Genomic DNA, 26,244 nt, shown 5'->3' with positions numbered 1-26,244 from the left:
AGGGGCAACCTGAGCCCCACCCTCAAGAACCAGAACGCCTCGCACCAGTTCCTGGGCTCCACGCCGCCGCCGTCGTCGACGCGCGTCAACATGACGTACGCGCTGTACAAGGCCGGCGGCGGCCACATCAGCAGCGGCTTCGACGGCTACAAGAACACGCCCGGCCGGCATGAGGGCATCGACTTCGCCCGCGGGGTGGGCGCGGATGTCCATGCCCTGGTGAGCGGCCAGATCATCAACCTCGCGCGCGGGAGCAACGGCCGCTCGGGGCTCTCCACGATCGCCGTCTACAACGCCTCGCTGAACAAGACGATCATCTACCTGCACTCCGCCCCGAAGTCCTCCCTGCGCGTGGGCCAGCAGATCTCGCGAGGCCAGCTCATCGCCGACGAGGCGTGGCGCGGGGTGTCGAGCAGTTCATCCGCACACACCCACGTCGAGATGCGCCCCGGACGGCAGACGCGCGCCGCCAAGAGCGTCGACGACCCGACGCTGAGCAACCCGAACCCGCACTCGTTCTGGAACTCCCAGGGCTACAACATCCGATGACGCACCGCGATCTTCGATGAGGAGGAGGACGCCCCCGCCTCCCCGCCGTGCGACGCACGGCGGGGAGGCGGGCGTCAGTCGACGATGACCTGGAAGTTGAGCGGCCGGCCTCCGGGGAACGCGACCCGTCCCGAGCCGTCCATCATCTTGAACCGCACATAGCAGAAGCCCGGGTTCTTCGGCGCGGTGATGTCGGTCCGGATGTCGACCATCCTCCCGGGGCGCGTGTCCTTGATCGGTACGTCGGAGACGGTCCGGCATTCGTCGGGTCGCTGGGGGTCGAGACGATGCAGTGAATATCCCTTCCAGGGCACGGTCCCGGCGTTCTTGAGCCGCCACACCTTGGTCGTGGTCTGGCCGGGGTCGACGCGCGTGCAGTCGGGGAGCGTGATGTCCCCGACGAACACCGCCGAATCACCCTTGTGCGCGGGCGGGCCCCACGGCGGGTTGGTCGGGCTCACCGGGCAGTCGGCCGCCGACGGCGAGTCCTTCGACGGGCTGCTGGACGGGCTGCCGGACGGGTTCGGGCTGTGCCCGTCGGTCCCGGAGCCGCGATTGACGGTGGCCGTGATCAGGACCGCCGTCCCCATACCGACGGCCGCCGCCGCGAGCGCGGCCGCGGCCAGGTGGGTCAGCCGGAATCGCCCTCGGCCCTCCGGCGCGGGGTGGGTCAGCCGGAGGTCGCCCCTGATCTCGCCGGGCGGTGGCGGCGGCGCGGGTGCCGAGGTCTCATCAGCCGGCCGTGGCGCCTGCGACCCGATGGCGACGTGCACGGTGCGGCTTCCCGCGGGGTCCGGGGCGGAGGCCCCGAGTCCACCGGGCGGGACGGCCACCGAGGTGCCCGCGCGGACTGAGGGATCTCCGGCGCTCGCCGATCTGACCGCCAGGTTCGCCCTCTCCCAGCGTTCGCGGTACGCGGCCGGGTCCGCGCCGCACGCCTTGGCGAACTCGACGGTGGTCTCCCAGCTCGGAAGCCGGTTCCCCTTCGTGGCTTCGTGCAACGTCGTGTGCGATATCGCCCCCGACCGGCCAGACATCTCCCGAAAAGGTGGGTTGCCGACCGATTTGCGAAGTTCTCGCAGAGCCGCCGCGAAGTCCTCGATCGTCTCCGTTCGTGCCGCCATGTCGTCCACCGGGTGAAGCTAACAGCGCCCACGGTGTTTACTCAAGCTCGAACCCGCAGTGGCGGGGGAAGTAAGGCGGCCGGTACCGCCGGGCCGATCCCGTACGGCGAGTGCCGCCCGAGAGGCGCGCCGCGGCCTTCCCGGGCGTCACCTGGAGGCAGGACCACGTTGTTCGTCCCGGAGGACGGGGTCCCGGAAGAGGAGGGCCAGGCTCGCCACGTGCAGGAGGAAAACAGCGGTGCCCGCGGTCGATATCGCGTGCCGGTTCCACCAGGGTGCTTCGACCTCGGTGGCCACGTAATTGTGGAAAAGGCTCGTGTCGCTGTAATGCAGGGCGGACTCCAGCAGGGCCAGCGCGTAGGGCAGTCCGAGGACCCCGGCCACCAGGCCGGCCCATATCCGTGCGCGCCCGTGGCCGAACAGCAGGATCAGGCCGCCCACCACGACGGGGACGGCCGGGATCGCGAGGTGTTCGGCGTGGGCAACCATGACACTCCGTGACCGTCGGTCAGCAGAAGGAGACCCTGCACCTGCGCGACCGCGGCGACCACGAGCAGGACGCCACGGAGAGGGGAGTACCAGCCGGGCTGACGCAGATTGACGATGTGCGGCGATTCCCCCCTGCCGGTCACGACCATGTGGGTGGACAACTGCTCGAGGTGGACCGGCCAGAGCGCGGCCACGTAAACGGCGGTCAGTCCGGCGGCCACCGCGAGGAGGAGCGTGGGCCGGCGTGCGCCGCGCCGTACCTTCAACGCGATCACGCCGAAAGCGGCGGTGGTCACCGCGGCGAACACGCCGAGCCCGAGTAGCCGGTCACGGAAGCTCATGCCGGATAGGCTCGCCGCGGAGCGCCACATCGCCGCCGAGATCTCGCTCGGGTCCTCGTAGTACGGCAGGGTGAGCGAGCTCTGCGCGTAGGCGAGCAGCGCGATGAGTACCATCACGGTTCCGGTCAGGGCCGGAGAAAGGATCAGAACGATCGCGATTCTGATCCTGTGGGGGACGACCTCCATGTGATCTTTGACGTGACGGAGCTCACTCGTCGTTCCCGCGCCGACGAATCGCCGCGAGGTGACCTCCTGCCTCGTCCGTCTCGTGGTGTTCGTCGATCCCGTAGGGTTTCCCGGCGGTCTCGCGGGAGCTTCCGCACCCCGCCCGCTCCGGCATTTCGCGTCCACCGGCGGGCGGGCGGATGATAAGCGCAGGCCAGGGCGTTCTATGGGGCTGTGTGCCGCCGGGGTGCGGCGGCGTCATCACTATTCGCATGCGGACTCACGGGAGGCGGCGTGTCCACGTACCGAGTTCATCGCTCAGGTGGTTTGCAAGATGAGCCCGCGGTGACCGAAGGTCTGCGCTGGGAGCTGCTCGGACCGGTCAGGGCGTGGCGCGGGGAGGTCGAGATCGGCCTCGGCGCCCCTCAGCAGCGTGCGCTCCTCGGCGTCCTGCTGCTGCGCGAGGGCGCGGTGACGTCGCAGGACCAGTTGATCTCGGCGATCTGGGGTGAGGAGCCGCCGTCCGCCGCGGCGGGGATGATCCGGTCCTATGTCTCGCGGCTTCGCAGGGTCCTGGAAGACGGTTCGACGGCCGTGGTGATCGAGTCCGTGGCCGGTGGCTACGCGTTGCCGGTGACGGCCGGGACCCTCGATCTCGCCGACTTCCAGCGGCGGATCAGGGCCGCCTACGACGCCCGGCGGATCGGTGACCACGAGACCGAGGCGACCGAGCTGCGCGCCGCCCTCGGGCTCTGGAAGGGCACCCCGCTGGCCGGCGTACCGGGCGGGTACCTCGAGAACGAGCGCACCCGGCTGATCGAACTCCGGTTCGCGGCGATCGAGGACCTGGCCGCCGCCGACCTCCGGCTGGGCCGGCACGCCGAGGCCGGGCCCTCGCTGGCGTCGATGGTGGTCGAACAGCCCCTGCGGGAACGGCCCCGCGAACTGCTCATGCTGGCGTTGTACCGGTCGGGGCGGAAGGCGGACGCGCTCGCGCTGTTCCAGGAGACGCAGCGGTTGCTGGCCGACGAGCTGGGCCTCGATCCGGGGCCGGGGCTGCGGGAGATGCAGCGGCGCATCCTGGCTTCGGACCCCTCGCTGGACACCCCGAGGCGGGACGGGCCGGCGGTGGCCGGATCACGGCACGCCGGGGCCGGGGCGGTCGAGACTTCCAGATCACTGCCGCCGGACCTGCCGGAGTTCACCGGAAGGTCCGGCGAGGTGCGCCGGCTGGCCGGGATGCTGGAGGCTTCCGACACGCAGGTGCCGGTGATCGGTATCGCCGGGCTTCCCGGCATCGGCAAGACCACTTTGGCGGTCCACCTCGGGCACAGGCTGGCCGGCGAGTTCCCGGACGGCCAGTTCTTCGTCGACCTGGGCGCGTCGGGGGACCCTCTCGCGGTCCTGCTGCGCGCGGCCGGGGTCGAGGCACCCCCGGAGTCCTCCGGTGAGCGTGCCGCGCTCTGGCGGTCGCTGACCATCGGCCGCCGGTCGCTGGTGGTGCTGGACGACGCGCGCGACGCGGACCAGGTGCGGCCGCTCCTGCCCGGCGCAGGCGGGGCGGCGGTCGTCATCACCGCCCAGCGGTGGCTGTTCGGGCTGTCCCACGCGCGCTGGACCAAGCTCGACCCGTTCTCGGAGCCGGAGGCACGCGCGTTGCTGGAGCGGATGCTGGGCGCGGCACGGATCCGGGCGGAACCCGGCGAGGCCCGTCGCCTGTACGAGTTCACCGCGGGACTGCCGCAGGTGGTCCACACGGTCGGGGCCCGCCTGGCGTCGCGGCCGGACTGGAGCCTGGCGACCGCGGTGAGAAGGCTGGGTGTCCGCGGTCACCACCCGGAGTGGGGGTTCGAGGAGTGCGGGGCGATCGAGGGCAGGTACGAGTCCGCGGTGCGCGCCCTGCCCAGGAACCAGGTCCGGGCGCTCCGGCTCCTGGCCGTGCCACAGGCGGCCGACTTCTCGCTGAGCGCGGCGACGGCCGTGCTCGATCTGGCGCCGCACAAGACCGAGAGCCTGCTGGAGTCGCTCGCCGATGTTCACCTCGTGGAGACCGCCGGCGAGCGCTACCGCTTCCACAACCCGATTCGCAAGTACGCCCGCTCCCGGGCGTTGCTCGAGGAGGGCGAGGCCGCCTGCCACGCCGCGCTGGCCAGACTGACGCGGTTCTACGCGGCCACGCTGCGCAACGCCCTGCTGGCCACCGACCCCGGCCTCGTCCCCGGCCTCTCCCCCGGCCTCGCCCCCGAAGAGGCCGGGGGAGAGGCCGGGCTGGAGTTCGACGGTGCCGGGACGGCCCGGGCCTGGATGCGGGACGAGTGGGAGAACCTGCGGGAGACCGCCGCGCAGGTCGCCGGGATCGGCGAGGCGCCGGCACGGTGGCTGGCCGACATGATCGGTCGGGCGGGCCTGGGAGAGCCCGGCCGCCGTCAAGCCGGGTAGGCGGGTTCCGCCTGCGGGGAGGGGGCGGCCGCCCCTGCACAAAACGTGAACAAAAAATGCACGCCGAGGTACCAGGCTCAGAGCCGGCGCGGAATCTCCGTCGCCGGTGCGGGACGCCCGCGCGCAACCTCTGAGAGGACCTCATGCCCAAGATCGCGATCATCATCGGAAGCACCCGTCCTGGCCGTGTCGGCGAGGCCGTGGCCAGGTGGGTGCTCGACATCGCCGGACGGCGCGGTGACGCCGAGTTCGAGCTGGTCGACATCGCCGATTTCAAGCTGCCGCACCTGGACGAGGAGCTCCCGCCGGCGGCCGGTCGCTACAGCAGGCCGCACACGCTGGCCTGGGCGGAGAAGATCGCGTCGTTCGACGGTTTCGTCTTCGTCACGCCCGAGTACAACCACTCCACCTCCGGCGCGCTGAAGAACGCCATCGACTTCCTGTTCGCGGAGTGGAACGACAAGGCGGCCGGCTTCGTCAGCTACGGCTCCGTCGGCGGCGCCCGCGCCGTCGAGCACCTGCGCCTGGTGATGGCCGAGCTGAAGGTCGCCACCGTGCGCGCCCAGGTCGCGCTGTCGCTGATGACGGACTTCAAGAACTACACCGAGTTCGCCCCCGCCGAGTACCACGTCGCGTCGGTCGACGCGATGCTCGACCAGGTCGTCTCCTGGAGCAACGCCCTCGCGACGGTCAGGGCGGCGTGATCCGAGGCACCTCGACGGGAGTCGCGGTGTTCCCGGCCGGCCGGTACCGCCTGGGGAGCGGGGCCGCACCGGGGATCGATCAATAACAGATGCCGAAAAGACGGGGATGAAGATGCAAATCGGGATCTTCGGGGTGGGGGACGTGGTCGGTGACCCGGTCACCGGCCGCCCCGTCACGGAGCGTGAGCGGATCAAGGCGGTACTGGAGTACGCCGAGCTGGCCGAGCAGGTCGGGCTCGACGTCTTCGCGATCGGCGAGCACCACAACCCGCCGTTCATGCCCTCGTCGCCGACCACGATCCTGGGCCACGTCGCCGCCCGGACGAACCGGATCATCCTGTCGACCTCGACCACGCTGATCACCACCAACGACCCGGTGAAGATCGCCGAGGACTACGCGATGTTGCAGCACCTGGCCGACGGCCGGGTCGACCTGATGATGGGCCGGGGCAACACCGGGCCGGTCTACCCCTGGTTCGGCAAGGACATCCGGGACGGGATCGCTCTCGCCGTCGAGAACTACGCGCTGCTGCGCAGGCTCTGGCAGGAGGAGGTCGTCGACTGGGAGGGCCGGTTCCGTACGCCGCTGCAGGGATTCACCTCGACACCGCGGCCACTGGACGGCGTACCGCCGTTCGTCTGGCACGGCTCGATCCGCAGCCCCGAGATCGCCGAACAGGCCGCGTACTACGGTGACGGGTTCTTCCACAACAACGTGCTCTGGCCGAAGCGGCACGTCCGGCAGATGGTCGGGCTGTACCGCCGGCGGTTCGAGCACTACGGCCACGGCCCGGCGGACCAGGCGATCGTCGGTCTCGCCGCCCAGCTGTACGTCCGGAAGAACTCGCAGGACGCGATCCGCGAGTTCCGCCCGTACTACGACGCCTCGCCGGTCTACGGCGGCGGGCCGTCGCTGGAGGAGACGGCGCGGGACACCGCCCTGCTGGTCGGCAGCCCGCAGCAGGTGATCGAGCGGACGATGGAGTTCCGGGAGTTCGCCGGCGGCGACTACCAGCGGCAGCTCTTCAACGTCGACGCGCTGGGGGTGCCGCGCGCGGTCGTGCTGGAGCAGATCGAACAGCTCGGGGAGATCGCTCAGGTGCTCCGGAAGGAGTTCGCCGCCGACCGGCCCGCGCACGTGCCGGACGCGCCCACGCACGCCTCCCTGAAAGCGGCGAAGGAGGCCGGACGTTGAAGCGCACCATCGCGGTGGTGGCCGCCGGCCTGCGGCAGCCCTCGTCCACGCGGTTGCTCGCCGACCGGCTGGCCGAGGCGACGCGACGCGAACTGGAACGGCTCGGCGCGGAGGTGGATCTCGAGACGATCGAAGTACGTGACCACGGCCACGACCTGGTCAACAACCTGATCGTCGGATATCCGTCCGAGGAACTGGAGCGGGTGCTCCAGAAGGTCGCCCGCGCCGACGGGTTGATCGCGGTGACGCCGACCTTCACCACGTCGTACAACGGGCTGTTCAAGATGTTCGTCGACGTGCTCGACGACACCGCGCTGATCGGCAAACCCGTGCTGATCGCCGCGACCGGCGGCACGGCGAGGCACTCGCTGGTGCTCGAACACGGGCTACGGCCGCTCTTCTCCTACCTGCGGGCCGTGGTCGTCCCGACCGGGGTCTTCGCCGGTCCCGAGGACTGGGGCGCCGCCGAGGGCACCGAGGAGCCCCTGGCGAGACGGGTCGATCGAGCGGCCGCCGAACTCGCCCGCGAGGTCGACCGCCGCGACCCCCCCGACCCCGCCGACCCCGCCGACCCCTTCGAGGCCCCGGCGCCCTTCAGCAGCCTGCTTCACCCCTCGTAGCCGACCGCGACCGCTTCCCGCGTGACCGGCCGCACGCTCGCCTCCACCCCGACGAAGGTGAGGCGGGCTCTCCGTTCCGCTGCCCGGTGAGCGTTTACGGCCCGGGAGGGCGCGGGAGACGGCCCTCCGGGTGCCGCTCGGGCGCCGCTGGAGGCCGGCACCCACCCCCCTCACAGGGCCGGGTGGCCTATATGGTCCACTGGCCAGGGGGAACCGGAGGATGAGTACAGGACGGCGAAGCTCGATCACGACCCGCATCACTCTGTTCACGGGTGTGGTGGCGCTTCTGCTGTGCTCACTGGTGGCGACGATGCTCATGTTCTCGATCAACCGTTTCGTCACCGATTCCCTCATCGAGGAGATCACCGCTGCCGGCGGCCGCGTGGCCGTGCAAATAGAGCGGAACCGTCTGGAGTACCCCCTGGCGCAGCGCCGGTCCCGCAACCTGCAGGTCGTCGACTCGAAGGGCAGGGTCGTCGCCTCGACCCCGCGGCTGTACGGCAAACCGCCCATGGCGACGTTCACCCCCGACGGAATGAACGTCGCCACCTCCGTCGTGTGCGGCGGTGACTTCCTGCTCGGCGAATGCGACCTCGTGGTCGCGCAGTGGGCCCATCGGGGGGGAGAGAGGTGGGTCGTCTACAGTGCCTCTCCCACGGTTCCCCCGCTGGTCGATCCGTGGCTGGCCACGGCGGTCATCGGGGGCATGGCGGTGCTCGCCGGCACCATCACCTGCATCGGCCACCGGATCGTCACCGTGTCCCTCAAGCCGGTGACCGCCGTTCGCACCGAACTCGACGAGATCAACGCGAACTCCCTCGATCGCCGGGTGCCCGTATCACCCGGCGATGACGAGATCCACGAGCTGGCCGACAGCGTCAACCGCACCCTGGCCCGCCTGGAGGGTGCCATGGAACGTCAGCGGCAGTTCACCGCCGACGCCTCCCACGAGCTGCGCACCCCTCTCGCCGGGCTTCGCGCCCAGCTGGAGGAGGCTCAGCTGCACCCCGGCGAGACCGACCTGAACGATCTGCTCGCGCACTCGCTGTCCGACCTCGACCGGCTGCAGTCGATCATCACCGACCTGCTCCTGCTGGCCAAGATCGAGTGCAGCCCGCCCGGCCTTCGGGAAAGGATCGATCTGGCGACGCTGGTACGGGCGGAGGTCTCGCGGCGGGCGGATCCGCGGAAAATGCGGCTCGTCCTCGCTCCGGAAGTGCCCGTCGACGCCGTGCACAGCCAGATCGGCCGCGCCGTCACCAACCTGCTGGACAACGCCGAGCGGCACGCCAGGGAGACGGTGGTCGTCGAGGTGCGGGCGAACGGCGACGGCGCCGAGGTCATCGTCGACGACGACGGGGAAGGCATCGCCGAGACCGACCGGGGACGGATCTTCGAACGGTTCGCCCGGCTGGACGCGGCCCGCAGCCGCGACCGCGGAGGCACGGGCCTCGGCCTCGCCATCGCCCGTAGCATCGCCCACGCCCACGACGGGACGCTCCAGGTCGGAACCTCACCCTCCGGAGGCGCACGCTTCGTCCTGCGCCTCCGCAAGGCACCACCGGAGGACGACTCCTCGTAGCCGAGCCGTCTGATCCGTCCACGTCCAGCCACACCACCGAGCCGGCCCGCGCCGCCGGCGGCCTCCGCCCGGCCGGGTCCCGGCTCGTCGAACGTGAGCGGGAGGCGTCGCCCGCCCGTTCCCGCGGCGGTCGGAACATCACACAAACTCCGGCGTCGGTGATTGCCGCGATTGCGCAGAGACGGCCGTCGATTCCTCCTTCAGGATGTGCGATCAAACAAGGTGTGAGCCGGACGAAACCTCCGGTTCACCGTGGCGTCAGGAGTTCGCCGTGCTGTGGAGAAAACTGCTCGTCCCGCTGACCTCGATCGCCCTCGTCCTCGTCCTGTCCGCCCCGGCCGGCGTGGGCGCCGCCTCGGCGTCCGCCGCCCCCGCCGCCGGCGCCGCGTCGGCCGCCGACTTCGGCGCCCTCGGCCCCTACGCCACCGCCGTGGAGATCGGGACGGTGAACACCCTGTACTACCCGCGTGACATCGCACGGAGCGACCGCCGCCATCCGGTGATCGTGTGGGGCAACGGCACCTTCGCCTTCCCGGTCGTCTACCGGGATCTGCTGCTGCACTGGGCCAGCCACGGCTTCGTCGTCGCCGCCGCCAACACCCCGCAGTCCAACCTCGGCATCTCCATGCGCGCCGGCATCGACCTGCTCACCCGCAGGAACGCCGACCCGAGCAGCGTCTTCCACGACCGCGTCGACCTGGGGCGCGTCGGCGCGTCCGGTCACTCCCAGGGCGGCGCGGCGGCCGTCGTCGTCGGCGCGGACCCGCGGGTGGACACCGTCCTGCCCATCCAGCCCGGACCGCTGGCCAACATCAACGCCGTACACGGCCCGGCGCTCCTGCTGGCCGGCCAGCGCGACAGCATCGTCCTCCCCGCCCTGGTGAGGGTCTTCTACAACGCCGCCGACCACATCCCGGCCATCTACGGCGAGTTGCGCGGGGCCGACCACTTCACCGTGGTGGGCGGGGCCGGGCCGTTCGCCGCGCCGACGACCGCCTGGTTCCGCCTGCACCTCATGGACGACCAGGCGGCCCGTACCCAGTTCTTCGGCCCCGGTTGCGGCATCTGCGCCGACACCCGCACCTGGTCCGACGTCCGTCGCAACGCCCGGGCCACCCAGATCCCCGTCACCGCTCCCTGACCCGGCCCGGAAGATCGCTCCCGCCGCGACCCGCGGCGCCCGATCCCCGTCGCGCCCGCCCCCGGCCCCGCCACGGCCAGGGGCGGCCCGCCGGCCACCCATCGAAAAGGACCGAGATGGACATCATCGCGACCACCCGGCACGGCAAGGTCAGGGGCCGCGTCCAGGACGGGATCGCGACCTTCCTCGGCGTTCCCTACGCCGCCCCGCCCTTCGGCGCCCACCGTTTCCTCGCCCCGGCTCCCGTCGAGCCCTGGGAGGGGGTGCGTGACGCGCTGGAGTACGGGCCGACCGCCCCCAAGAGGCCCTACCGGCCGCCTCTCGACCGGCTGATCCCCGATCCGGACATCCCCGGCGACGAGTGTCTCAACCTCAACGTCTGGACTCCGGCCGCCGGTGAGGACCGGCTGCCGGTGATGGTCTGGATCCACGGGGGCTCGATGCGCAACGGCTCGGCGAGCCTGCCGCTCTACGACGGGCGGGCCTTCGCGCGCGACGGCGTGGTCCTCGTCTCGATCAACTACCGGCTCGGGGTCGAGGGGTTCGGCGTCTTCCCCGACGCGCCAGACAACCGCGGCCTGCTCGACCAGATCGCGGCCCTGACCTGGGTCAGGGAGAACATCGCCGCCTTCGGCGGAGACCCGGGCAACGTCACCGTGTGCGGGGAGTCCGCCGGAGCCATCGCCATCGCGGCCCTGATGACCAGCCCGCGCGCGGCCGGCCTGTTCCACCGGGCGATCCTGCAGAGCGGCCCGCCGCACACGGTGCCGCGCGGCGAGGGCGCGAAGATCGTGAGATCGATGGCGAGGGCGCTGCGGGTGCCGGCCACGGCCGAGGCGTTCGCGGCGGTGGACCGCGAGCGGCTGCTGGACGTGCAGGCCACGGTGGTCGGCAGGGCCGACCCCATCGGCGGCGGGCCCGGCTTCCACATCGTGGTCGACGGCGACGTGGTGCCCGCCGACCCCCCGCCTCCCGAGGTCGACCTGCTGCTGGGCTCCAACCGGGAGGAGTACCGGCTGTGGTTCGTGCCGGACGGGACGGTGGACCGGATCAGCGGTCTCACCCTGCGGCTGGCGCTGCTGAGGTTCCGGATCCCGGGGCGGGTGGCGCGGCTGTACCGGGCCACCCGGCCGGGGGTCGGACCCGGGGAGATCCTCGGCGAGATGGCCACCGACCTGCTGCTGCGCGGCCCCCTCAACCGGCTCGCCGACTCCCGGCCGTCCCGGACGTTCGTCTACGAGTTCGCCTGGCGCTCACCCGTCATGGGGCTCGGCGCGTGCCACGCGCTGGAGATCGGTTTCGTCTTCGACACCCTGCGCGCCGGCGAGGAACTGGCCGGGCCCGGCGCCCCCCAGCCGCTGGCCGACGCCATGCACCGCGCCTGGGTGGCCTTCGCCACCTCGGGAGACCCCGGCTGGGCCGCCTGGGACGCGCGCCGGCCCGTCATGGTCTTCGACCATCCCGGCATGGGCGTGGTCCTCGCGCCGCGGGAGGAGGAACTGCGCGTGTGGCTCTAGAGCCTGTTTCAAAGGCAGGTGAGCCAGTCGTCGATGGCGGCGGGATGGTGGCCTGGTAACGGACGGCGAGCTTGTCGTATCTGGTGGCGAGGGCGCGGTGGCGCTTGAGCCGGTTGACGCCGCGCTCCACGGTGTTGCGATCGCGGTGGTCGATCCGGTCGAAGGCCGGAGGCCGGCCACCGCGGCCACCGCGGCTGCCGCGTCGTAGCCGGCTTTGAACCCGGTCGGCCGGTTCGGGAATCGTGGCGCGGATACCGCGCCGGCGCAGGTGAGAACGGATGGCCTGGGAGGAGCAGGCCTTGCCCGCCCGCACCCGGGCCGGACGGGTGCGCGGCCGTCCCGGCCCTGAACGAAACATCCTGATGGCGGCCATGACCGCCTCGAACTGCGGCGCGTCCCCGCCCCGGCGAGGTGTGGGAGGTGGCGTTCCGCGCGGTCGATCCCGGCGTGTGGATGAACCACTGCCACAACCTCGCGCACGCCGACCAGGGGATGGCCCTGCATCTGCGGTACGAGGGCGTGACATCCCCCTTCCACGGCGGGCACGGCGGCTAGCACCGCGTGGAAGTTTCACGGCGGGGCGGGGCGTCCCGCCACCGGGCGGAAGTGGTCTTCGCAGGAGACGAGCGGGGACGGGCCGGCACGGAAGGATCATGCCGTGGGCAACCGGTTGCCCGGATTTTGCGGTTATATAAGGATTCTCGCGTGACTGATCGCGCGTCCGCCGGGCCGGTGGAGATCACGGAGCCGGAACCGGCCGACGCGGAACCCGGCGCACGTCCCGGCGAGACGACCGCCGAGACTTCCGGCGAAACTTCCAGCAAGGCGACCGGCGAGTCAACCGGTGAGGTGGCCGGGCGGCGGTGGGTGCCCAGGTTCCTGACCGACCCCGGCGACCGGCTGGCCCTGCTCCTCTGGGCGCTGTCGCACGTCGGTGTGCTGATCTACGCCTACCTGGCCGGCCCTGGCCGGACCACCGACCCCTTCCTCAACCGGTTCACCCGCTGGGACGCCGAGAACTTCATCGCCATCGCCCAGTTCGGCTACGACGGCCCCCCGGGCATGCAGGACGCCGGGAAGCTGCCGGCGTTCTTCCCCGGCATGGCGATACTGATCAAGATGATGCGGCCGGTCGTCGAGGACGGCCGGCTGGCCACGATGATCATCTCGCTGGTGGCCAGCGCGGTGCTCGCGGTGGCGCTGTCGCGGCTCGCCGAGACGTACGCGGCAGGCAGCGGCCGGTACGCGGTGGCGGCGCTGTTCCTCAGCCCGTTCGCCGTGTTCCTGTACTCCGGCTACTCGGAGGCGCTGTTCCTCGCCCTGGCCGTCTCGGCGTGGCTGCTCGCCAGGAACGGCCGTTGGGAGGACGCCGCGCTGTGCGCCACCGGAGCCGCCACGGTGCGCATCTCCGGCCTGTTCCTGGCCTTCGGGCTGCTCGTCATGTTCCTGGTGGCGGAGAACGGCCGCAAACGCCCGGGCGGGTGGCGCCTGCTGCCCTGGCTCGCGCTCCCCGGTGTGCCGCTCGTGCTGTACAGCGTCTACCAGTGGACCCGCACCGGCGACTGGCTGGCCTACAACTCGGTGCAGGACCGGTTCTGGGGCCGGCACGCCGTCTGGCCGTGGGAGGCGCTCGCCAACACCTGGAGCATGTCCGACGACGTCGCCTCGCTCACCACCTCCTACTACGAGGAGATCATCTCGGCCGCGGTGCTGCTGGTGCTGGCCGGCTGCCTCGCGGTACGGCGCAAGTGGCCGGAGTTCGCGTACATCGCCCCCCAGGTGCTGTCCTTCCTCACCCTGTCGTCGTTCTACATGTCGATCGGCCGGGGGTCGCTGACCTGGTTCCCCCTGTGGATCGCCATCGGCGTCGCGGGGGTGCGAAGACCCTGGGTGTGGCTGGTGAGCATGGCCATCATGATCCCGGTCATGGCGATCAACACCGGGAACTTCACCACCGGCGCGTGGATCGGCTGACACCGCCCGCGCCCGGCACTCCGCCCGCGCCCGGCGGTCCACCGGCGGGCGTCAGGGCGGGCGCGGGGCGGCGGGTGCCGTCAGGGCCAGGAGGAGTCCTGCTCGGGGTCGCCACCGTCGGACAGCAGCCGGACGTCCGCCTCGACCATCATGGCGACGAGCCCCTCGAACCCCACCGTCGGCTCCCAGCCGAGCTGCACCCTCGCCTTCTTCGGGTCGGCGCACAGCAGGTCCACCTCCGCCGGGCGGTGCAGCGACCGGTCGACCACGACGTACCGCTCCCCGTCGAGCTCGGCCGCCTCGAAGGCCGCGACGACCAGCTCGCGCACCGAGCGCGTCCGGCCGGTGCCGATGACGTAGTCCTCGGCGGTCCCTGCCCGCAGCATCAGGCGCATGGCCTTGACGTAGTCGCCGGCGTACCCCCAGTCGCGCCGGGCCTCCAGGTTGCCGAGCCGCAGGTCGGCGGCCGGGCCCAGCTTGATCCTCGCGGCGCCGAGCGTCACCTTGCGGGTGACGAACTCCGCTCCGCGCCGGGGCGACTCGTGGTTGAACAGGATGCCGGACACCGCGAACATCCCGTAGGACTCGCGGTAGTTCTGGGTGAGGAAGTGCCCGTAGGCCTTTAGTGATCGTGACACATCGCTACATACCGGACTTCGAAACAGGTCCTAGGCCCGCCATGCGAGCCGGACGAACTGAGGCGAACTAGGCGAGATCCCGGGAGATGAGCGCCGCCTGCAGCAACCGCGCCTCGGCGGGGACCGCCAGGTCCAACCCGGTCAGCGCGCGCACCCGGTGCAACCGGTAGTCCAGGGTGTTGCGGTGGATGCACAGCTCCAACGCGGTCCGGCGGCGGTTGTATCCGCGGTCGACGAACACGCGCAACGTCTCCAGCAGGTACGGATGCTCCTCCAGCGGGTCGAGCTTGGCCGCCAGCCGGACCAGCCCGTCACCCGGACGCGCGAGCTGGTACTCCAGCAGCACGTCGTCGAGGCGATAGCACCCGGGCGGGCGGCCGAGCCGCTGGACGAGTTCCAGCACGCGGCCCGCCTCCTCCGCCGCCGACGGGATGGCCGCCGGTTCGGCGGCCTGGGCGGCGGCGGCGAGAACGGGCTCTCCCACCTCCTCCGCGAGCCTGGCCACCAGGCCGGGCAGGTCGGACCCGCCGGGCAGCAGCGCGATCCCGGCGACGTGGTCCATCAGCACCGGGATGCCCGTATGGGCGTCGAGCGAGGACTGCACCAACCTGGCCGGCGGGTTCGACGCGAACGCGAACGCCACCACCTCGTGCTCGCCGGCCACCACGACCCGCGCCGCCTCCGCCGGTTCCTCGTACGGCCGGCCGGCCAGCAGGGCGGTCAGCAGGGCCCGCCGTATCCGCTTGTCCTCGCTGTGGATGTCCTCCTGGGCGTGCAGGTGGGCGAGCACGACGGCGGGCATGGCCGCGCGCAGGCAGGCGAGCAGGCTCGCACCCGCCCCGGCCAGTTCCCCGGGCTCCGCGACCTCGGTCAGTGCCTGCCACCACACGTCGGCGCCGATCAAATAGGCGGCGATCACCGCCTCCAGGGGCACGCGTTCCTCGGCTCGGCGCGCCGACCACTCGATGAGCCGGGTCAGGTCACCCGGGCCCATCGCGCCCTCGTCACGCAGTCCCCGCAGCAGCAGGCCGTGCACCGCAACGATCGACCGGGTCACCTCGCCGTCGAGGGTCTGGCGCGGCAGCGCCCCGTAGAACGGCACCTCCGCCGAGCAGCGCGCGACCACGGCCGCGGTGAGGTCACCGGCCAGGGAGGCCATCCGGGCGTGGAGATCGGGCATCGGCGAATCGTCACATCGCCCGAACCCCGCCGTCAACGCGTCATGACCGATCTTGGAAGCGTGGACCGGGCGATACTCTGGAGCGGGTGGCAACGCCCGCGGCCCCGCGGCCCCTCGGCGGCCGCGCGCCCGCCCCGTTTCCGGAGCCGGCCACGGATCGGAGGTCCTGATCGCCGCCGTCACCGACCTCGTGGATCCCGTTTCCGCCGTTCCGGCGAGCGGGACGGTCACCGCCGTCACGGCGGCGGGTGTCGCCGCGGCCTTCATCGGCGCCGGTCTGGTCGCCATCCGCGTACGGCCCCGCAACCGGGTCGGGCCGCTGATGATCATTATTGGCCTGTTCTGGCTCCTCGCCAGGTTCGCGCCCCTGCCGGCGACGGCGGGCGGTGTCCGTACGGCGCTGGCGGGCACGTGGGCGGCGGTGCTCGCGCATCTGGTGGTGGCGTTTCCCACCGGGCGCCTCGGCGCGCGGCTGCCGCGAGCCGTCGTCGGAACGGCGTACCTGAGCATGGCCGGTGTCGCGGTGCTGGGCACCACCGGGCTCGCGTCGAGCGCGGTGGTCCAGGGCGCCGCGACGGCCGGGGCCGTGCTGAGCGGCCTGGCCGTGATGGGCCTGCAGGTGAGCCGGTGGCGTGACAGCACCGTGACACGGCGCCGGTCGCTCAATCCCGTGTTCGCCGCCGCCGTGGTGGCGACGGCGCTGTTCGTGACGCTCAAGCCGGTGATGATCGCCGGTGTGGCGGTACAGGGTCTGACACCGGTGATGCAGGTGGCACTCGCCGCCGTCCCGCTGGCGTACGTGGGCGGTCTCCTGCGGCGGCGCATCGACCGCGGCGGGATCGCCGGGCTGGTCGTCCACCTTCGCGGCGTCTCACAGCCGGTGAGCATCCAGCGCGCCCTGGCCGGGGTCCTCCACGATCCGACCCTGCGGGTCGGGTACTGGACGCCGGAGTCGAGCCGGTACGTGGACGTCGACGGCCGGGCCCTGCCCCCGCCGGACGGCGGCGACCGCGTGGCGACCCGCGTCGACCACGACGGTGCCCCGCTCGCGCTGCTGGTGCACGATCCGGTGTTGCTGGACGATCCCGAGCTGGTCGAGGCCGCCTGTGCCGCGGCCGCGCTGGCCCTGTCGAACGAGCGGCTGACCGCCGAGCTGAGGGCACGGCTGCAGCAGCTCGCCGAGTCGCGCGGCCAGGTTCTGCGCGCGGCCGAGACGGAACGCCGGCGGCTGGAGCGAGACCTGCACGACGGCGTGCAGCAACGGCTCCTGTCCATCCCCATGACGCTCGGCCTGGCGGAGTCGAGGCTGACCACCCATCCGGACCAGGCGCGGGCGCTCGTCGGCGAGGCGAAGACCACCACGCTGGCCGTTCTCGACGAGTTGCGGGCCCTGTCGCAGGGCATCCACCCGCCGATGCTGACCGAGCGCGGCCTGCGCGGTGCCGTCCGGGAACTGGCCGCGCTCGCACCGGTGCCCCTGCGGCTGTCGTTCGAGATCCAGGCGCCGTTGCCGGTGGAGATCGAGACGACGGCGTACTACGTGGTCGCCGAGGCGGTGGCCAACATCACCAAGCACGCCGGCGCGCGGGAGGCACGGGTGCGGGTCGAGCACCGGGGAGGGCGGTTGCTGGTCGAGATATCCGACGACGGCCGCGGCGGGGCCGACCCGGCCCGCGGATCCGGGCTGCGCGGGCTCGCCGAGCGGGTGGCGGCCACCGGCGGAACCCTCAGGACGCACAGTCCCGCCGGCGACGGCACCCTGGTCCAGGCGGTGCTGCCATGCGGGTAGTCATCGCCGAGGACAACATGCTGCTGCGCGAAGGGCTCGCCCGGCTGCTGGCCGAGAGCGGCTTCGACGTCGTGTCGGCCGTCGCCGACTCCACGGCGCTGCTGACCGAGGTGGCGCGGCACCGCCCGGACGTGGCCATCGTCGACATCCGCCTGCCCCCCACCCGGACCGACGAGGGACTGCGGGCGGCCCGGGAGATCCGCCGGCGCCATCCCGGCGTCGGGGTGCTCGTCCTGTCCCAGTACGTCCGGGTCAGCTACACCGTCGAGCTGCTCGACGACGGCGCCCACGGTGTCGGCTACCTGCTCAAGGACAGGGTGTCCGACCTGGCGGGGTTCGCGGCGTCGGTCCGGCAGGTGGGCGGCGGCGGTTCGGCGTTCGACCCGATCGTCGTCGACCAGCTGGTCGGCCGCCGTGCTCGCGCCGACGACCCGTTGCGCGCGCTCACCGGCCGCGAGCGCGAGGTCCTCGCGCTGATGGCCGAGGGCCGCACCAACCAGGCCGTCGCGGAACGGATCGGCATCGCCGAACGGACCGTGGAGAAGCACTGCACGAGCATCTTCGCCAAGCTCGGACTGCCGGCGAGCGCCGACGACCACCGCCGGGTCCTCGCCGTCCTGCGCTACCTCGACACTTGACCTCCTCCCCGGCTTGAAGGGCCGGGGATTCTCCCGTCGCGTCGCGGTCAAGCGGCGCGCGGGCCTTCGCCCCCGGGCTGAAACCCGGAGCACCGGCCCGCGTTCCGGTAGCCGGCCGCACCCGTGGGGGACGGTCAACCGTCCCCCACGGGTGCGGCGAGCACGGCCCCGGACGGGTGCTGCCCGGCTTCCGGCGCCGGTGTCGCCGTCGCACACTCGGACGTCAGACGACTCGGACGTCCGAGGCCCACGGCCTCGGACGGGACGACGTCCGATCGCCCGGAGAAGAGGAGAGGACGGCGATGTCCGCCATGACGATGTCCGCCATGACGACGAGGAACGCGACGACGACGGCCCGGTGGTTGATCGTCGCGCTGACGGTGACGATGATCTACTACTTCGTCACCTCGAACGCGATACGCCCCGGGAACCCGTTCCTGGTGCCCGACATGATTCTCACGGTGCTGCTGCCCGTCTCGGCCGCTTTCCGGGGGCGGTTCGCCGTGCCGGCGATGATATTCGCCCTCGCCTGGTCGGCGGCCGTCTGGACCGTGTCGCTCTGCACGTACATCACGCGTGGAGCCTTCGCGGACGGAGCGAACCACCTCGCCCTGATCATTCCCAGCGTCGTGGCCGCCGGGCTGCTGGCGGTCAGCGCGAGACATCGCAACGACACATGACAAGCGCTGCAAGAACCTGAGAGGTGTCCGCAGCTATAAAGCAAGATTACGAAACTATTTCGCAGGAGCCTTGTGGAACGAGGCATCGGAGTCCTACTGTCACCTCACCCTCGTGGCGTTCGCTCCGCCCCGAGTGCCTTCAGGTGTTCACCCCCCGAGAGAAACGAGCATCCGATGTCACGGAGCATCACAGGAGCTGTGGCGAGATGGACCGGCAGGCCACCGCGAAGGGCGCCGGCGGTGGTCGCGGCGGTGGTCGCGGCCTCCGTCGGTCTCGGCGTCGTGCCCGGCGCCCCGGCCCTCGCCGGCACGGGCGGGGCACCGGCTCCCGTGGTGACGCGCGCCGCCCTCGACCCGTCGCTCGTCGCGGGCCGGGGCGCCGACGTCGCCTTCGCCGAGCAGGAGGCGGAGAACGCCACGACGAACGGCACGGTCATCGGCCCGGACCGCGCCGCGTACACGCTGGCGGGGGAGGCGTCCGGCCGCAAGGCGGTCAGGCTGACGCCGGGCCGGCACGTCGAGTTCACGCTGCCGAAGACGGCCAACGCGATCACCGTGCGCTACAGCATTCCGGACGCCCCCGACGGGGGCGGCATCACCGCGCCGCTCGACGTCACGGTGAACGGCGGGGGCAGGAAGGTGATGACCCTCACGTCGCAGTACTCGTGGCTGTACAACCAGTATCCGTTCACGAACGACCCGAACGCCGACCTGCTGCACCCCGACTGGTGGATCACCGAGTGCGCCTGCGTGCCCAGCGCCACGACGCCCGCCCCGACGATCACGAAGCCGTTCCGCCCGACCCACTTCTACGACGAGCAGCGTCTCCTGCTCGGCAGGACGTACCGCGCGGGTGACAAGGTGCGGCTCACGGTCCCGGCCGGGAGCAACGCGGCGTGGACGGTCATCGACCTGCTCGACTCGGAGCTCGTCGGCGCGCCGCACGTCAGGGTCGTCGCGGCGAACGTGCTGGCGTTCGGCGCCGACCCGCTCGGCCGGCGCGACTCCGCCGACGCGATCGACAGGGCGATCGCCTTCGCCAAGCGCAACCGCCTCAAGGTCTACATCCCGCCGGGCGTCTACCAGGTGAACCGCCACATCATCGTCGACAACGTGACGATCGAGGGCGCCGGCAACTGGTACACGATCATCAGGGGCAAGGAGGTCACCCTTCCCGCCCCGGCCCCCGACGGCTCGGTGCACACCGGTGTCGGCTTCTACGGCAAGGACGCGTCGGCCGGCGGAAGCAGGAACGTGCACCTGTCCGGCTTCGCGATCGAGGGCGACGTCCGCGAGCGCATCGACACCGACCAGGTGAACGGCATCGGCGGGGCGCTGAGCGACTCGACCGTCGACGGCCTCCACATCCACCGCACCAAGGTGGGCATGTGGTTCGACGGGCCGATGAGGAACCTGAAGATCACGAACAACATCATCGTCGACCAGATCGCCGACGCCCTCAACTTCCACGGCGGTGTCACGGACTCGGTCGTGTCGAACAACTTCACCCGCAACACCGGTGACGACGGCCTCGCCCTGTGGTCCGAGAAGATCGCCAACGCCCGCAACACGTTCGACCGCAACACCGTGCAGACGCCGACCCTCGCGAACGGCATCGCCGTCTACGGCGGCACGGACAACACCGTCTCGAACAACCTCGTCGCCGACCCGATCCGCGAGGGCAGCGGCATCCACGTCGGCTCCCGCTTCGGCGCCGAGGCGTTCGCCGGAAAACTGTCGATCAAGGACAACACCACGGTCCGGGCCGGCACGTACGAGCTGAACTGGAACATCGGCCTGGGGGCCATCTGGCTCTACGCGCTCGACAAGAACATCGAGGCGGACATCCAGGTGGTCGGGAACCACTTCCTCGACAACACCTACAACGCGATCATGCTGGTCAGTGACTGGGGCGTGAAGGACCTCTACTCGATCACGAACGTCCACTTCAAGGACATCAGGGTCGACGGCACCGGCACCTCCGTGGTCAGCGCCCGGGTGAAGGGGTCGGCCTCCTTCGAGAACGTGGACGCCCGCAACGTCGGCGCGGTCGGCGTCAACAACTGCGGCTCGTTCAACTTCCCGCCCACCGGTTCGGAGTTCTCGCTGACGGACCTCGGCGGCAACGACGGGGGCGGCACCACCGGAGCCTGGCTCGCCCCGTGGATGCTGCCGAACACCATCACCTGCGACGACCGTCCGCCGGTCGTCGCGCCGCCGGCGCCGTCCCCGTGGTGATCCCGTGGTGATCCTTCGCCGCGGCGCGTCTTCGGCGCCGTCGACCTGACCGGCAGGCCGCCCGGGGTTCCCGGGCGGCCTGCCGTTCCCCGTACCGGCCGAGGTGCGCGTCTCCACGGCGGGCGGCCGGGCCCATCGGTGACCGGTCAACGGGTGTCAGACGCCGCGGCGCATCGACCTGGTGCCGATCACCAGGCCCACCGCGGCGACGGCGCAGGCGCAGAGCGTCCCGTACAGCACCGACGTGTCCGCGAAACGGCCGGAGAACAGCGCCCGCTCCGCCTCGACGACGTAGGAGACAGGGTTCAGCGCGGCGACGGCTTGGAGCCACCCCGGGCCCGAGTCCACCGGCAGCAGCACCCCCGACAGCAGCATCAGCGGGAACATCACCAGCTGGGTGACCCCGTAGAACAGATCACCGCCCGGGCTGGACGCGATCGCGAGGGCGAAGGAGAGCGCGCCCAGGCCGATCCCGAACACGGCCAGCACCGCCAGGCCGGCCAGCACGCCCGTGGGGTGCGGGCGGAATCCCAGTGGCGTCGCGAGGACGATGATCAGCGCGGCCTGGGCCAGCAGGATGGCGAACTCCTTCATCGTCCGGCCGATCAGCATCGCCGTGCGGTTCAGCGGGGTGACCAGCATGCGCTCCATCGAGCCGCCGATCAGATCGATCAGCAGGGAGTATCCGGCCATCATCGGCCCGGACAGGCACATCATGATCAGGATGCCGGGCACGAACCACTGCCACGGCGAGCCCTGGCCCTCGAAGCCTCCCGTTCCCGCGAGCAGAGGGCCGAACAGGAACAGGAAGAGCAGCGGCTGGCCCATGGTGAAGAGGAGCCCGAGGGGTTCGCGCACCACGGGGGCGAACTCGCGGGAGAAGACGGTTCCGGTGTCACGGAAGAACTGCACGCTCACGGTGGGGCCTTTCCGGCCGGTGGGGGAGGGGACGGTCAAACACCGCTCGTGTCGTTCGGGAGCCCGCCGGCGTCGGCCGGGAGCTCGCCGGTCTCGTCGCTCTCGCGCAGGCTGCGGCCGGTCAGCGCGAGGAACACGTCGTCCAGCGTGGGGCGGGTGGTCTCGGCGGTGCCGACCTTCACCCCGGAGGACTCCAGCGACCGGAGATACTCCGGCAGTGCCACGCCCGCGTGGGGCACCCGCAGCCGCACCGTCGTCCCGTCGACGGTGACCGCGCCGGGACCGGCGATCCGCTCGGCGATGCCGGCGGCCCTCGCCGCCCCCGGCTCGTCGTGGACGGTGATCGTGACGCGGTCACCGGCCAGGTCGCTTTTCAGCCGCTCGGCCGTCCCGTCGGCGATGATCCGGCCGTGGTCGATGATCACCACCCGCTCGGCCATGCTGTCGGCCTCCTCCAGGTAGTGAGTGGTCAGGAAGAGGGTCGTGCCGTGCAGCTCGCGCAGCCGCAGGATGTGCTCCCAGATGTTGGCGCGGCTCTGCGGGTCGAGACCGGTCGAGGGCTCGTCCAGGAACAGCAGCTCGGGCCGGTGGATGAGCCCCAGGGCGACGTCGAGGCGGCGGCGCTGGCCGCCGGACAGGGTGCCGGGCTTGCGGGTGGCCAGCGGCTCCAGGTCCAGCAGGCCGAGGATCTCGTCGGCCCGCCGGCGCGCCTCCGGCCCGCGGAGGCCGTAGCAGCGCGCCTGGGTCACCAGCTCGTCGCGGACGCGGAAGTTCTCGCCCGAGCCGTTCTTCTGGCCGACGTACCCGATGCGGGCGCGAACCCCCGCCGGGTCCGACACGACGTCGCGGCCCGCGACGATCGCGGTTCCCGACGTCGGCGGGAGCAGGGAGGTCAGCATCCGCAGGCTGGTGGACTTCCCGGCACCGTTGGGGCCGAGAAAGGCCACCAGCTGGCCCGCCTCCACATCGATGTCGAGGCCGCGTACGGCGTCGACGCTTCCCTTTCTCACCTTGAATCGCCGGGTCAGCCCTCGGGCATGGATCATCGTCCCCTCCTCGGGGTGGGCACGGGCGGTGGGTGGCATGCCGAACAGACCCCTGGTCGGGGGCTCGGCCGGAGATGCTTCATCCTTGACCGGGCGATCCGGGTTTGGCAAACGTGAAAGATGTGTTCACGTTCTGCCTGACCTGCGGAAACGTGCTCCCGTGCGGCGTGCCGTACGGCCGTGTCGACCTTCGCCCCGAACCGGTCCACGCGCGCTGACGTGGGCTTTTCGTCAATCCCGCCGAAGAGATGAAAAAGATGCGGATTTCCGCCGTGAGCTCGCCGGACCCCGTGCGTTCCGGCGGTCAGTTCCCCCCGGAACGCACGGCGACATGGGCGGGACCGGGCTCCGGGGAGGCTTCCCGGTGGCGCTGGAGCAGGCTGTCGAGTGCCCACGGGCCCGCGCCCAGCACGGCGATGAGCAGGAACGACCAGCAGAACATCGCCGAAGGCTCACCGCCGTTGCGCAGCGGCAGGAGCTCCTGCGGCAGGTGCACCACGAAGAACGCGTACGCCATCGAACCGGACGCGAGGATCGCGGCGGGACGGGTGAGGAGTCCGGCGAGGACGAGACCGCCGCAGAGCACCTGGACGAGCGCGGCCCACCAGCCGGGCCAGACCGCGAAATCGACCGCCCGGCCGGTGGCGGGGTTACCGCCGAAGACGCCGAACATCGACGCCACGCCGTGGCAGAGGAAAAGGAAGCCCGTCACCATGCGGAAGAGCGAGAGCACCGGCCCGCCGAATCGGTCGATCTTCATCGATTCACCCCTGTTCTCGCGACGCGAGGCCGTCCCTCGTCCCAGCCTCGCATCGCCACCGCCCGGGAACGCGCCCGCGCGCGCGTCCTGGTGATCCCCTGTCAAGATTTGGCGTCGCCCGGGGACCCGGCACGGGAGAAGCGGTTGTCCCGGACGGGGCGAGGAGACGAGGGCGACTTTCACGGCTCGTGCGTGCGCTTGTCGCGGATCTTGACCACCCAGGTATCCCGTTGTTCATCCGGCCGTCACCATCTGATGGGGAGGTGGGTTTTGATCAACCTGCCCCTCGGCACGCCGCCGGCGGGCGAACACAGGCTCCGAGTCCTCCGCCGCCTTCTTCGACGCGTTGGGTGGCCAACTGGACGGGCGGGGCCCGAGCGTTCGCGACGACCTCTTCCACCTGGCCGGCGAGCGCGGCTGGGTGCAGCCCACGACCGCGCTGCGTGTGCTGCCGCCGGGTGACTCGATCACCCATGGCGTCGGCGGGAGTCCCGAGGGCGTCGGCTACCGCGCTCGCCTGTGGAGCGAACCGCAGGACGACACCAGCACGCTGGACTTCGTCGGCTCCGTGGACTCCGGGCAGCGGAGCGGGAAGAGATCGCGTTGTGCCGTGCTCAGAAGGTCGGCGTGCGCGAGATCGCGCGGCGTCTGGGGCGCTCGCCCTCGACGATCTCCCGCGAGATCCGGCGCAACGCCTCAGCGCGGACCCATGACGTGGAGTATCGCGCGACGGTCGCGCAATGGCACGCTGAACGTCGGGTCCGGCGACCGAAGACCGCGAAACTGGCCACCAACCAGCGGCTGCGTGAGTATGTGCAGGAGCGGCCGGCCGGACGGGTCCGCTACCCGGACGGCACGGCGGTGGCGGGGCCACGGACGGCGTCGTGGAAGGGGCCGGCTCACCCCCGGCAGCGCCCTCGCCGTCGTGCTGTGGATCGTCGCCTCCGCCGTTTCCGCTTCACCACCCTCCCGCCGCCGATCCCGCCACCCGGGGTTCGCGCCCGGATCAGCCCGGCGTTCACACCGCCACCGGGGCTTTGATGGCCGGATGATGCCGGTAGCCGAGCACCTCCACGTCGGAGTAGGCGTAGTCGAAAAGCGAGTCGGCCCGGCGTAGACGCAGCCCGGGGAACTCGAACGGGGTGCGCGAGAGCTGCTCGGTCACCTGCTCGACGTGGTTGTCGTAGATGTGGCAGTCGCCGCCGTTCCAGATGAAGTCGCCTGGTTCGAGGCCGGCCTGCTGCGCCACCATGTGCGTGAGCAGGGCGTAGCCGGCGATGTTGAACGGGACGCCGAGGAACAGGTCCGCGCTGCGTTGGTACAGCTGGCAGGAGAGCCTGCCGCCGGCGACGTGGAACTGGAAGAGGGCATGACATGGCGCGAGTGCCATTTCGGTCAGCCCGGCGACGTTCCAGGCCGAGACGACCATCCGGCGGGAGTCCGGATCGCGGCGCAGGGTGTCGAGAACGTCGCTGATCTGGTCGATGTGCCTGCCGTCCGGGGCGGGCCAAGAGCGCCACTGCGTGCCGTAGACCGGGCCGAGTTCGCCGTCCGCGTCGGCCCACTCGTCCCAGATGGTGATGCCGTGCTCGCGCAGCCAGCCGACGTTCGAGTCGCCACGCAGGAACCACAGCAGTTCGTACACGATGGGCCTGATGAGCACTTTCTTAGTGGTGATCAGCGGGTATCCCCGCGAGAGGTCGTAGCGCAGTTGGTGCCCGAAGACACTTCGGGTGCCGATGCCCGTCCGGTCGGCTTTGGCCGTCCCGGTGGTGAGCACCAGCCGCAACAGGTTTTCGTACTGGGCGTCCGCCACAGCCGTCGATCCTCCCAGCTCAAGGGCGTTTTTCCGGGTGAGGGGCCGGGTCGGCTCACATCGCCTGGAAGCCCGAGGCCAGGGCTCCCGGTTCGGCCTCGCCCGCGTCCAACCAGGTCCTGATCCCGGCCAGTGCGCCGGGGCCGAGGTCCGAGCCGACATCGTGGGCCAGATCGGTCACGGAGACGGAGCGAAGTGCCTCTCGCCAGGCCGTCTCGGCGCCGGCCATGGCGCGGGAGATGGGGCAGGGCGTGGTGCAGGCCTGTGGCGCGGCGGCCAGCGGGCCGCGTCGGCGGATCTCGGTGCAGACGAAGGGCGAGCCTGGCCCGTCGACGGCCTCGACGATGTCGAGCACCGTGATCAGCTCGGGCGAGCGGGTGAGGACGTAGCCGCCCGCCTTGCCCTGGACCGAGTGGACGAGTCCGGCGCGCGAGAGGGCTTGAAGGTGCTTGGCGAGGTAACTGGGCGAGACGTCGTGCAACCGCGCCAGCCGCGCGGCCGGCACCGGTTCTCGCACCGTGGTCAGGACGACACAGCAGTGCAGTGCCCACTCGACCCCGCTGGACATCTTCACATGTTCACCGTGTTCCGGTGATACGGCGGAACCCCTGGTCGGGGCAGGCCGAGGATCTCCCGTTCCCAGCCCGCGTCAAGAGGCCCCGGTTCGGCGCGCACACCCCGATGACCTTGGCGCCCTGCGC

The 26,244-nt window shown here is 71.3% G+C and carries 25 protein-coding genes and 1 pseudogene; 15 read left to right on the top strand and 11 right to left on the bottom strand.

The window, feature by feature from the left end:
• On the top strand, positions 1-549 hold a 549-nt coding region (locus ACVCAG_RS42910; RefSeq protein WP_440089081.1), incomplete at its 5' end, for a peptidoglycan DD-metalloendopeptidase family protein.
• 74 nt (positions 550-623) lie between these two features.
• Here ACVCAG_RS42910 and ACVCAG_RS42905 read toward each other — a convergent pair.
• The 3 genes from ACVCAG_RS42905 to ACVCAG_RS42895 all read right to left on the bottom strand — a co-directional run bounded on the left by ACVCAG_RS42905 (position 624) and on the right by ACVCAG_RS42895 (position 2,617).
• Positions 624-1,550, bottom strand: coding sequence for an NBR1-Ig-like domain-containing protein (locus ACVCAG_RS42905; RefSeq protein WP_440089080.1), 927 nt, complete (start codon positions 1,548-1,550; stop codon positions 624-626).
• Between the two features lie 270 nt (positions 1,551-1,820).
• Positions 1,821-2,162, bottom strand: a complete 342-nt coding sequence (locus ACVCAG_RS42900) for a hypothetical protein (protein ID WP_440089078.1) — start codon at positions 2,160-2,162, stop codon at positions 1,821-1,823.
• Positions 2,102-2,617 (bottom strand): hypothetical protein, encoded by a 516-nt coding sequence (locus tag ACVCAG_RS42895; RefSeq protein ID WP_440089077.1) that lies wholly within the window; start codon positions 2,615-2,617, stop codon positions 2,102-2,104. The genes ACVCAG_RS42900 and ACVCAG_RS42895 overlap by 61 nt, the downstream gene beginning before the upstream one ends.
• A gap of 396 nt (positions 2,618-3,013) precedes the next feature.
• Here ACVCAG_RS42895 and ACVCAG_RS42890 point away from each other — a divergent pair, with 396 nt between their 5' ends.
• The 7 genes from ACVCAG_RS42890 to ACVCAG_RS42860 all read left to right on the top strand — a co-directional run bounded on the left by ACVCAG_RS42890 (position 3,014) and on the right by ACVCAG_RS42860 (position 11,866).
• Positions 3,014-5,107, top strand: a complete 2,094-nt coding sequence (locus tag ACVCAG_RS42890) for a BTAD domain-containing putative transcriptional regulator (RefSeq protein WP_440089076.1) — start codon at positions 3,014-3,016, stop codon at positions 5,105-5,107.
• Between the two features lie 143 nt (positions 5,108-5,250).
• Complete coding sequence (locus ACVCAG_RS42885) at positions 5,251-5,811, top strand: NAD(P)H-dependent oxidoreductase (protein ID WP_440089074.1); 561 nt, start codon at positions 5,251-5,253, stop codon at positions 5,809-5,811.
• A gap of 112 nt (positions 5,812-5,923) precedes the next feature.
• Positions 5,924-7,006: a CE1758 family FMN-dependent luciferase-like monooxygenase gene (locus ACVCAG_RS42880; RefSeq protein ID WP_440089084.1), complete on the top strand. Its 1,083-nt coding sequence runs from the start codon at positions 5,924-5,926 to the stop codon at positions 7,004-7,006.
• Complete coding sequence (locus tag ACVCAG_RS42875; protein WP_440089073.1) at positions 7,003-7,626, top strand: CE1759 family FMN reductase; 624 nt, start codon at positions 7,003-7,005, stop codon at positions 7,624-7,626. The genes ACVCAG_RS42880 and ACVCAG_RS42875 overlap by 4 nt, the downstream gene beginning before the upstream one ends.
• Before the next feature lie 220 nt (positions 7,627-7,846).
• Positions 7,847-9,208 (top strand): ATP-binding protein, encoded by a 1,362-nt coding sequence (locus ACVCAG_RS42870; protein WP_440089072.1) that lies wholly within the window; start codon positions 7,847-7,849, stop codon positions 9,206-9,208.
• A gap of 271 nt (positions 9,209-9,479) precedes the next feature.
• Positions 9,480-10,349 (top strand): poly(ethylene terephthalate) hydrolase family protein, encoded by an 870-nt coding sequence (locus ACVCAG_RS42865; RefSeq protein ID WP_440089070.1) that lies wholly within the window; start codon positions 9,480-9,482, stop codon positions 10,347-10,349.
• A gap of 116 nt (positions 10,350-10,465) precedes the next feature.
• On the top strand, positions 10,466-11,866 hold the full coding sequence (locus tag ACVCAG_RS42860; protein WP_440089068.1) for a carboxylesterase family protein: 1,401 nt from the start codon (positions 10,466-10,468) through the stop codon (positions 11,864-11,866).
• On the opposite strand, the gene ACVCAG_RS42855 is transcribed toward ACVCAG_RS42860, so the two are convergent.
• Positions 11,793-12,224 (bottom strand): transposase, encoded by a 432-nt coding sequence (locus ACVCAG_RS42855; RefSeq protein WP_447191527.1) that lies wholly within the window; start codon positions 12,222-12,224, stop codon positions 11,793-11,795. The genes ACVCAG_RS42860 and ACVCAG_RS42855 overlap by 74 nt on opposite strands.
• 53 nt (positions 12,225-12,277) lie before the next feature.
• On the opposite strand from ACVCAG_RS42855, the gene ACVCAG_RS42850 reads away from it, so the two are divergent.
• Entirely contained in the window at positions 12,278-12,421 is a 144-nt protein-coding gene (locus tag ACVCAG_RS42850) for a multicopper oxidase domain-containing protein (protein ID WP_440089066.1), read from the top strand.
• A 150-nt stretch (positions 12,422-12,571) separates the two neighbouring features.
• Positions 12,572-13,840, top strand: a complete 1,269-nt coding sequence (locus ACVCAG_RS42845; RefSeq protein WP_440089065.1) for a mannosyltransferase family protein — start codon at positions 12,572-12,574, stop codon at positions 13,838-13,840.
• 80 nt (positions 13,841-13,920) lie between these two features.
• On the opposite strand, the gene ACVCAG_RS42840 is transcribed toward ACVCAG_RS42845, so the two are convergent.
• Together ACVCAG_RS42840 and ACVCAG_RS42835 are read right to left on the bottom strand one after the other, a co-directional pair.
• The gene (locus ACVCAG_RS42840; protein WP_440089063.1) at positions 13,921-14,478 is read right to left on the bottom strand and encodes a GDP-mannose 4,6-dehydratase; all 558 of its coding nucleotides are present in this window, start codon (positions 14,476-14,478) and stop codon (positions 13,921-13,923) included.
• A 67-nt stretch (positions 14,479-14,545) separates the two neighbouring features.
• Entirely contained in the window at positions 14,546-15,658 is a 1,113-nt protein-coding gene (locus ACVCAG_RS42835; protein WP_440089061.1) for a helix-turn-helix domain-containing protein, read from the bottom strand.
• Between the two features lie 190 nt (positions 15,659-15,848).
• Between ACVCAG_RS42835 and ACVCAG_RS42830 the strand changes: the two genes are divergently transcribed.
• The 4 genes from ACVCAG_RS42830 (at position 15,849) to ACVCAG_RS42815 (ending at position 21,003) form a co-directional block, all read left to right on the top strand.
• The gene (locus ACVCAG_RS42830) at positions 15,849-17,447 is read left to right on the top strand and encodes a histidine kinase (RefSeq protein WP_440089060.1); all 1,599 of its coding nucleotides are present in this window, start codon (positions 15,849-15,851) and stop codon (positions 17,445-17,447) included.
• A complete protein-coding gene (locus ACVCAG_RS42825; RefSeq protein ID WP_440089058.1) occupies positions 17,438-18,085 on the top strand; it encodes a response regulator in 648 nt (215 codons plus the stop codon). Before ACVCAG_RS42830 ends, ACVCAG_RS42825 begins: the two co-directional genes overlap by 10 nt.
• A 302-nt stretch (positions 18,086-18,387) precedes the next feature.
• A complete protein-coding gene (locus tag ACVCAG_RS42820) occupies positions 18,388-18,765 on the top strand; it encodes a hypothetical protein (RefSeq protein ID WP_440089056.1) in 378 nt (125 codons plus the stop codon).
• Positions 18,766-18,963: 198 nt separating this feature from the next.
• Positions 18,964-21,003: a glycosyl hydrolase family 28-related protein gene (locus ACVCAG_RS42815; RefSeq protein ID WP_440089054.1), complete on the top strand. Its 2,040-nt coding sequence runs from the start codon at positions 18,964-18,966 to the stop codon at positions 21,001-21,003.
• A gap of 156 nt (positions 21,004-21,159) precedes the next feature.
• Here the strand turns inward: ACVCAG_RS42815 and ACVCAG_RS42810 are convergent, their stop codons facing one another.
• The 3 genes from ACVCAG_RS42810 to ACVCAG_RS42800 form a co-directional block, all read right to left on the bottom strand.
• Entirely contained in the window at positions 21,160-21,921 is a 762-nt protein-coding gene (locus ACVCAG_RS42810) for an ABC transporter permease (RefSeq protein ID WP_440089053.1), read from the bottom strand.
• 35 nt (positions 21,922-21,956) lie between these two features.
• Positions 21,957-22,967 carry an ATP-binding cassette domain-containing protein gene (locus ACVCAG_RS42805; protein ID WP_440089051.1) on the bottom strand — a complete coding sequence of 337 codons (1,011 nt, stop codon included), beginning with the start codon at positions 22,965-22,967 and terminating at the stop codon, positions 21,957-21,959.
• Positions 22,968-23,271: 304 nt separating this feature from the next.
• Positions 23,272-23,727: a DoxX family membrane protein gene (locus tag ACVCAG_RS42800; protein ID WP_440089049.1), complete on the bottom strand. Its 456-nt coding sequence runs from the start codon at positions 23,725-23,727 to the stop codon at positions 23,272-23,274.
• Positions 23,728-24,294: 567 nt separating this feature from the next.
• On the opposite strand from ACVCAG_RS42800, the pseudogene ACVCAG_RS42795 reads away from it, so the two are divergent.
• Positions 24,295-24,651: pseudogene (locus ACVCAG_RS42795) on the top strand (helix-turn-helix domain-containing protein); the annotation flags it as partial.
• A 94-nt stretch (positions 24,652-24,745) separates the two neighbouring features.
• Here ACVCAG_RS42795 and ACVCAG_RS42790 read toward each other — a convergent pair.
• Together ACVCAG_RS42790 and ACVCAG_RS42785 are read right to left on the bottom strand one after the other, a co-directional pair.
• Entirely contained in the window at positions 24,746-25,543 is a 798-nt protein-coding gene (locus ACVCAG_RS42790; protein ID WP_447191526.1) for a thymidylate synthase, read from the bottom strand.
• Between the two features lie 55 nt (positions 25,544-25,598).
• Positions 25,599-26,111 (bottom strand): Rrf2 family transcriptional regulator, encoded by a 513-nt coding sequence (locus tag ACVCAG_RS42785; protein WP_440089082.1) that lies wholly within the window; start codon positions 26,109-26,111, stop codon positions 25,599-25,601.
• Between the last annotated feature and the right edge of the window lie 133 nt (positions 26,112-26,244).

The organism is Streptosporangium sp. G12 (genome assembly GCF_052983175.1).
Note: the sequence above shows the minus strand (reverse complement) of the source record. Positions and strands in the feature narration are given on the sequence as shown.

What these genes read in the sequence shown, in the direction of transcription:
- ACVCAG_RS42900 (WP_440089078.1), bottom strand. Translation starts at nt 2,162, where the DNA reads ATGGTTGCCCACGCCGAACACCTCGCGATCCCGGCCGTCCCCGTCGTG.
- ACVCAG_RS42895 (WP_440089077.1), bottom strand. Translation starts at nt 2,617, where the DNA reads ATGGTACTCATCGCGCTGCTCGCCTACGCGCAGAGCTCGCTCACCCTG.
- ACVCAG_RS42885 (WP_440089074.1), top strand. Translation starts at nt 5,251, where the DNA reads ATGCCCAAGATCGCGATCATCATCGGAAGCACCCGTCCTGGCCGTGTC.
- ACVCAG_RS42880 (WP_440089084.1), top strand. Translation starts at nt 5,924, where the DNA reads ATGCAAATCGGGATCTTCGGGGTGGGGGACGTGGTCGGTGACCCGGTC.
- ACVCAG_RS42870 (WP_440089072.1), top strand. Translation starts at nt 7,847, where the DNA reads ATGAGTACAGGACGGCGAAGCTCGATCACGACCCGCATCACTCTGTTC.
- ACVCAG_RS42860 (WP_440089068.1), top strand. Translation starts at nt 10,466, where the DNA reads ATGGACATCATCGCGACCACCCGGCACGGCAAGGTCAGGGGCCGCGTC.
- ACVCAG_RS42855 (WP_447191527.1), bottom strand. Translation starts at nt 12,224, where the DNA reads ATGTTTCGTTCAGGGCCGGGACGGCCGCGCACCCGTCCGGCCCGGGTG.
- ACVCAG_RS42835 (WP_440089061.1), bottom strand. Translation starts at nt 15,658, where the DNA reads ATGCCCGATCTCCACGCCCGGATGGCCTCCCTGGCCGGTGACCTCACC.
- ACVCAG_RS42825 (WP_440089058.1), top strand. Translation starts at nt 17,438, where the DNA reads ATGCGGGTAGTCATCGCCGAGGACAACATGCTGCTGCGCGAAGGGCTC.
- ACVCAG_RS42820 (WP_440089056.1), top strand. Translation starts at nt 18,388, where the DNA reads ATGTCCGCCATGACGATGTCCGCCATGACGACGAGGAACGCGACGACG.
- ACVCAG_RS42805 (WP_440089051.1), bottom strand. Translation starts at nt 22,967, where the DNA reads ATGATCCATGCCCGAGGGCTGACCCGGCGATTCAAGGTGAGAAAGGGA.
- ACVCAG_RS42800 (WP_440089049.1), bottom strand. Translation starts at nt 23,727, where the DNA reads ATGAAGATCGACCGATTCGGCGGGCCGGTGCTCTCGCTCTTCCGCATG.
- ACVCAG_RS42785 (WP_440089082.1), bottom strand. Translation starts at nt 26,111, where the DNA reads ATGTCCAGCGGGGTCGAGTGGGCACTGCACTGCTGTGTCGTCCTGACC.